The following is a 4418-nucleotide window of genomic DNA, read 5'->3' on the forward strand; positions in this document are numbered from 1 at the left end:
AGGCGTAAAGGTCAACTATTGCTGAGCTAAGAAGTTAACTTGTCAGTACCGTTGCATTTTCTGTATTGGACGGGAGGCATAACAAACCAGCGTTTGAAGGCTCGTCTGAAACTTGCAGTATCGTGATAGCCAAGCAGCAAAGCGATAGCCTCTACGGACAGTTGAGTATCACGTAAATAGGTAGCTGCCCGTCGGGATAAAATTTCGTCTCGTACTTGCCGAAAACTACTATTTTCCTCTTTAAGTTTACGCGAAAGAGTGCGTTTTCCCATGAATAAGGCTGCAGCGGCTTCTTCTTCGCATAGAGCTCCAGCAGGGTGTGAAAGCATTAATTTTTTGACTAGTGTCTGATAGTTCGGTTTATGGTTTTGAAGTCGCGCAAGCATGAGCTCGCACTGCTTAAATGCTAGGCGATAGTTTTCATTATTGGCTGAGGCGTTTGCTACTCTGCACAATGCCATTGGGAAAGTAAGCTTTAATTGAGCGCAACCAAAATGAATCGATCCCGGCAAATAGTCCGAGTAGAAATCCTGATACGGGGGTGGGGGATGGCGAAAATAGACATCTGTCTCATATAAAGGGCTACCTACGATGAACTCGCCAATTTCGAAAAATGATTTGATGACTGCCTCCGCTAGGCACCTTTCAATATCTTCATCAAGCTGTACCTGAAAGCTAGCTATGCACTCAAGACGATCGTCAATCTGATGTAAGTGTAATTCAATAAAGCTTGCTCGCGTGGGAAGGAATGCTTGAAACGCTTGTAGTGCGGAGAGAAGGTCTGGGCTGCTGTAAGCGACCACGCCGACTACACCGTGCGTTGCAGGGGTTAGTCGCGAACCAAGTCGGAGTCCAAATCCAGATCTTTCAGATAGCGTTAGTGCATTTCGTAGAATTAGGATCTGCTGATGTACGGAGAGGAGGCTGTCCTCAATTAGAAACTGTTTAACGTTGAGACCTGTTCCGCATAGCAGCTTTGGCAATTGCCGTGCTGATAAGCCAAGTTCACGAGCGATCAGTCGCGAGTAACTTGATTGAATGTCGGCTTCGGAGGTTTGATTTCCTCTCTGCGGTGGCTTTATAGCCATAAGCTCTTCTCAGAAAATTCCCTAAATTGTCTTGAAATGTCCCTGTTATGTCAAGAAATGTCCTCGCTTGCACATCGGGTTACCGACAAGCTAAGCCTCAAACAACATATGGTTAAGAGAGTAGCAGTGAGCAAAATAATCTTTATTGAGCGTGACAACACCAGACATGTCGCAGAGTTTGAGGCTGGAACAACGCTGATGCAAATTGCCTTAGATAATGCTGTTCCCGGTATTGATGGAGATTGTGGTGGGGAGTGCGCTTGCGGTACCTGTCACATGGTTATTGCAGATGAGTGGTTCGGAAAGACAGGGGCTGTCAACGATGCTGAGGAGCAGATGCTTTCGATGACTCCAGAGCGAGCTAGGACATCGCGGCTGGGTTGCCAGGTCAAAACCTCTGAGGATATGGACGGTTTAATTATTAAGTTGCCAGAATTTCAAATGTGAGCGCGGAGGTCACCATGTCATCGAACTCAAGTACACAAGATGCAATTCAAACAAAAGTGATAAATGTCACATCCAAATTAGTGCCTATGCATCTGCAGATTAAGGCTCTGAAGATATTAATGAAGGTTAAGAAGAAGGCCCTAGGTTCGTCGCGCCCTCAAGTAAATTTTGTCGAAGCGACTTTGCCTGACGTTGACAGCTTGGCGATCGAGGACATCGACACCAGCAACCCTTTCTTGTATCGACAAGGTCAGTCGGATGCTTATTTCAAGCGACTTCGTGATGAAGCTCCAGTGCACTATCAGAAAAATAGTCAGTTCGGTCCATTTTGGTCGGTGACGCGCTATGAAGATATTTTGTTCGTAGACAAAAGTTACGAGCTTTTTTCTTCCGAGCCACAAATTGTTTTGGGTGATCCCCCAGAAGGGCTATCGGTAGAAATGTTTATCGCCATGGATCCGCCCAAGCATGATGTGCAACGTCGGGTAGTTCAAGGTGTGGTAGCGCCGCAGAACTTGAAGGAAATGGAAGGGTTGATCCGCAGTCGCGCCGGCGAGGTGCTCGACAGTTTGCCTCTAGGCGAGCCTTTCAATTGGGTTCCTACCGTATCGAAAGAGCTGACGGGGCGTATGCTTGCTACGCTGCTTGACTTCCCTTATGAGGAGCGTCACAAGTTAGTAGACTGGTCGGATCGATTGTCTGGCGCATCATCGGCGACCGGTGGTGAATATACCGATGAAGATAACATGTTTGATGCTGCTGCTGAAATGGCGTGGTCTTTTTCTAGGCTTTGGCGCGACAAAGAAGTGCGCCGTGCTGCCGGCGAAAAACCCAGCTTTGATTTAATTAGCATGCTGCAGAGTAACGAAGAAACAAAGGATTTAATTAATCGTCCAATGGAGTTTATTGGGAATTTAGCCTTACTTATTGTTGGTGGTAATGACACTACTCGTAATTCCATGAGTGGCGGTGTGCTGGCCTTAAATCAGTTCCCTGAAGAGTTCGCTAAATTAAAGGCGAATCCAGAGCTGATACCAAATATGGTCTCTGAAATCATTCGCTGGCAAACTCCACTTGCAAATATGCGCCGGGTTGCTACGAAGGATGTGGAGCTGCGTGGTCAAACTATCAAGAAGGGCGATCGCGTGGTGATGTGGTATGCATCAGGGAATCGGGACGAACGTAAATTTGAAAATCCTGAACAACTTATTATTGATCGAAAGGACGCGCGCAATCATATTTCTTTTGGTTACGGTATTCATCGTTGCATGGGTAACCGTCTAGCCGAATTGCAGCTGCGTATTCTGTGGGAGGAGCTGCTCAAGCGTTTTGATAATATTGAGGTTGTCGGTGAGCCGGAGCGTGTGCAGTCTAACTTTGTGCGCGGCTACTCCACGTTGATGGTTAAACTGACGGCAAAAAGTTAATGATCAGTCAGATCAAGATGACGCCTGAACAATTCGACTATGTGGTTGTAGGCGCTGGCTCAGCTGGGTGCGTCCTTGCTAATCGACTCTCTGAGTGTGGTCGTTATTCAGTGTTATTACTGGAGGCTGGACCCGAGAGCAGAAAAAATCCTTTTGTAAGCATGCCGCTGGGCTTTCTGCAGCTAATGTTCAGTCGTCGTTTCAATTGGCAGTTTAACACTGAGCCGCAGAGACACATGTATGGCCGAGCGTTGTTTCAACCTCGAGGTAAGATGCTCGGAGGTTCCAGTGCTATCAATGCTCAGGTTTATATTCGCGGACATGCATGGGACTATGATGAGTGGGCTAGGCTAGGATGCGATGGATGGTCGTATGCTGATGTACTGCCATATTTTCGCAGATCTGAGCATTTCGAGCCGAAGTCGAACTCGAGCAATGTTGCATATCATGGTAGAGCTGGTCCGCTTAATGTTGCAGAGCGTCGCTATACAAACCCGCTTAGTAGGGTGTTTGTTGAGGCTGCGAAGCAGGCGGGGTATCGGCATAATGAGGATTTCAACGGCAGAGAGCAGGAGGGCGTAGGCTTTTACTATACCTATCAGAAGGATGGCGAGCGATGCAGTAATGCGCGAGCTTATCTCGAGCCTGCCGCAGCTCGTAGTAATTTAACTATTCGTAGTGAGGCGCATGTTACGCGTGTGTTGCTTGAGTGTTCCCGAGCAGCCGGTGTTGAGTATCAGTGTTCGACAGGGATGGTACAGGTTCGTGCCGGCCGCGAGGTGATTCTTTGCGGAGGTGCCTTTAACTCTCCGCAACTACTTATGCTATCTGGAATCGGCCCGCGCGACGAGTTGTCTCGGCACGGCATCGAAATACGGCATGCGCTAGAGGGTGTTGGACAGAACCTGCAAGATCATATTGATGTATTCATGCGTGTTAGAGCCCTCAGCCGCCTTGGTATCTCCATGCATCCCAGCTACTGGCTCAAGGGAATGCGGGCGCTACTGCAATATTTGACCGGGCGGCGCGGTGTACTGACAAGCAACGGTGCCGAGGCCGGCGGGTTTATCCGCTCTCGCCCTGAGGAGTCCATACCCGACCTGCAATTGCACTTCGGCCCTATGTTGTACGCTGATCATGGCCGGGACTTTAAGACGGCGATGAGTGGTTATGGCTATATCGTCATGATTTACGGGCTTAGGCCATTATCGCGTGGTCGCGTTGGTTTACACAGCGCAGACCCGCTCCAGGCACCGCTGATCGACCCTAACTATATGGCTGAGACTGCCGACGTTGAGCAGTTGGTTCGTGGCGTTCATCTGGTGCGCAAGATCTTAGCTCAGCAAGCGCTCGAGTCGCACCATGATGTCGAGATTTCGCCTGGGTCTGCGTTGAGGAGTGATGATGATCTGGCTGAATGGGTGAGGACTAGCGGTGAGTCGGCCTATCACCCTGT

The 4418-nt window shown here is 48.9% G+C and carries 4 protein-coding genes; 3 read left to right on the forward strand and 1 reads right to left on the reverse strand.

The genetic code is table 11. The annotated features are described in order from the left end of the window. Window positions 1-26: 26 nt before the first annotated feature. Window positions 27-1088, reverse strand: a complete 1062-nt coding sequence (cypR, locus tag AC3DKE_RS08465; RefSeq protein WP_379068453.1) for a transcriptional regulator CypR — start codon at window positions 1086-1088, stop codon at window positions 27-29. A 126-nt stretch (window positions 1089-1214) separates the two neighbouring features. Between cypR and AC3DKE_RS08470 the strand changes: the two genes are divergently transcribed. From AC3DKE_RS08470 to AC3DKE_RS08480, 3 genes are all read left to right on the forward strand, one after another. After that, a complete protein-coding gene (locus tag AC3DKE_RS08470) occupies window positions 1215-1535 on the forward strand; it encodes a 2Fe-2S iron-sulfur cluster-binding protein (protein ID WP_116208173.1) in 321 nt (106 codons plus the stop codon). A 14-nt stretch (window positions 1536-1549) separates the two neighbouring features. After that, complete coding sequence (locus tag AC3DKE_RS08475; RefSeq protein WP_116208174.1) at window positions 1550-2962, forward strand: cytochrome P450; 1413 nt, start codon at window positions 1550-1552, stop codon at window positions 2960-2962. Then, a partial coding sequence (locus AC3DKE_RS08480) for a GMC family oxidoreductase (RefSeq protein WP_487990444.1) occupies window positions 2962-4418 on the forward strand: 1457 nt, incomplete at its 3' end. The genes AC3DKE_RS08475 and AC3DKE_RS08480, both read left to right, overlap by 1 nt.

The sequence above is a fragment of the Paraperlucidibaca sp. genome (genome assembly GCF_982810325.1).

Bases quoted from the DNA above. Each gene is read 5' to 3' on its own strand.
- cypR (WP_379068453.1), bottom strand. From the start codon at position 1,088: ATGGCTATAAAGCCACCGCAGAGAGGAAATCAAACCTCCGAAGCCGAC.
- AC3DKE_RS08475 (WP_116208174.1), top strand. From the start codon at position 1,550: ATGTCATCGAACTCAAGTACACAAGATGCAATTCAAACAAAAGTGATA.